This window comes from Pseudomonas sp. 05N434 (genome assembly GCF_056396965.1).
Genome location: NZ_JBFTMK010000700.1, coordinates 1 through 2,147 on the forward strand (window position 1 = coordinate 1; position 2,147 = coordinate 2,147).

Consider the following 2,147-nt stretch of genomic DNA (forward strand, 5'->3'; position numbering starts at 1 on the left):
CGTCTCGAGCGGGTCGCACCGACCGAGAAACCTGCGCCTCAAGCCACCGCCGCCGCGAGCAGCGCGACGACCTCCTGAACCTGCTGAATTCGTCGCTCGCTCGACATAATCTGTCGCTTCGTCGTCATAAGCTGTCGCGCCTCTGTAAATTATCCTGCATGAGCGGTAGACTTGACAGCTTTCCGTAGAACCCCGTGGAGTGATGGCATGGCGGACGTAAACAAGGTCGTTCTGGCGTATTCCGGCGGCCTGGACACTTCGGTGATCCTCAAGTGGCTGCAGGATACATATAACTGTGAAGTAGTGACCTTCACCGCTGACCTGGGTCAGGGCGAAGAGGTCGAACCGGCCCGCGCCAAGGCACAGGCCATGGGCGTAAAAGAAATCTATATCGACGATCTGCGCGAAGAATTCGTGCGTGATTTCGTGTTCCCGATGTTCCGCGCCAACACCGTTTACGAAGGCGAGTACCTGCTGGGTACTTCCATCGCTCGTCCGTTGATCGCCAAACGCCTGATCGAAATCGCCAACGAAACCGGTGCTGACGCCATTTCCCACGGCGCGACCGGCAAGGGCAACGACCAGGTTCGTTTCGAACTGGGCGCCTACGCCTTGAAGCCAGGCGTGAAAGTGATCGCTCCATGGCGCGAATGGGACCTGCTGTCCCGTGAGAAGCTGATGGACTACGCCGAGAAGCACGCGATTCCGATCGAGCGTCACGGCAAGAAAAAATCCCCGTACTCGATGGATGCCAACCTGCTGCACATCTCCTATGAAGGCGGCGTGCTGGAAGACACCTGGACCGAGCACGAAGAAGACATGTGGCGCTGGACCGTCTCCCCGGAGAAAGCTCCCGACAAACCGCAGTACCTGGAACTGACCTACCGCAACGGCGACATCGTTGCACTGGACGGTGTCGAAATGACCCCGGCCACCGTGCTGGCGACCTTGAACCGTATCGGTGGCGAACATGGTATCGGCCGTCTGGACATCGTCGAAAACCGCTATGTGGGCATGAAGTCCCGTGGCTGCTACGAGACGCCTGGCGGCACCATCATGCTGCGCGCTCACCGTGCGATCGAATCGATCACCCTGGACCGCGAAGTGGCTCACCTCAAAGACGAGCTGATGCCTAAATACGCCAGTCTGATCTACACCGGCTACTGGTGGAGCCCAGAGCGTCTGATGCTGCAACAGATGATCGATGCTTCCCAGGCCCACGTGAACGGCGTAGTGCGCCTGAAACTGTACAAGGGCAACGTGATCGTCACCGGACGCAAGTCCGACGAGTCGTTGTTCGACGCCAACATCGCGACCTTCGAGGAAGATGGCGGCGCCTACAACCAGGCCGATGCGGCGGGCTTCATCAAGCTCAACGCCTTGCGCATGCGTATCGCGGCGAACAAAGGCCGCAAGCTGTTCTGAGACCTTTGATGCGGTAATGGAACTGTGGCCTTGTCGATGACAAGGCCACAGTTCTGAAAAAGGGCTGCTGCATATTACGTTTCGCTTTCTGCTGGTTTCTTCCAACCGTTCCTTTTGCTGCCTGCCTTTGATCTCACTTCAAGGGCTGCCTTGCTCTGTGCGACGGGTCAAAACCTAGCCCATGATCGTCACGCCATGTGAGCTCAAATTGTAAGAAACACAGAACGTTGCGTTGCTGCGTTTCTTTAGTTGTTTCCAGTGTTTGAGCGCACTGTCCTTCAGCACTACCTCCGAATCGGCACACGTGAGAAATACGATCACGTGTGCAGGATTATCCGGCGCGTGCTGGATACTCTCCATCAGGGCGCTGAACCCCATTTTTTTGGTTATCCAGCGTGCATCAATGATGTGCAGATCCTTTAGCGGCGCGGGCAGCTGCACATGGTGTTGGACCGAGCGTTCAGGCGACACACTGGAAGTGCTGTTTCCAGAGTGATCAGCGTTGTCCATGACTTTTATAAAATGCTTTCCCTTCTCGAAATCGGAGGGCGCGTAAAGCGATCGATAATTGAAGTTAAGTGTGGCGAAGAAAAGAAAAAGCAAATAAAAGGGAAAGCTGATCAGAAACCAGATGTAGAGTTCTCTCTCCTTGTGGTCAAGAAAGGGCAGCGATACAGCAGCTGATGTTTCGGACAGTGCTGCAAATATTGCAATGATTGTCA

Annotated in this window: 2 protein-coding genes; one reads left to right on the plus strand and one right to left on the minus strand. The window is 55.6% G+C overall.

Features of this window, described 5'->3' with window-relative positions; translation table 11 throughout:
* Positions 1-207 precede the first annotated feature (207 nt).
* Positions 208-1,425 carry an argininosuccinate synthase gene (locus tag AC1DLB_RS28250; RefSeq protein WP_020799894.1) on the plus strand — a complete coding sequence of 406 codons (1,218 nt, stop codon included), beginning with the start codon at positions 208-210 and terminating at the stop codon, positions 1,423-1,425.
* A 174-nt stretch (positions 1,426-1,599) separates the two neighbouring features.
* Here the strand turns inward: AC1DLB_RS28250 and AC1DLB_RS28255 are convergent.
* The coding region (locus AC1DLB_RS28255) for a hypothetical protein (protein WP_477786111.1) at positions 1,600-2,147 on the minus strand (548 nt) is incomplete at its 5' end.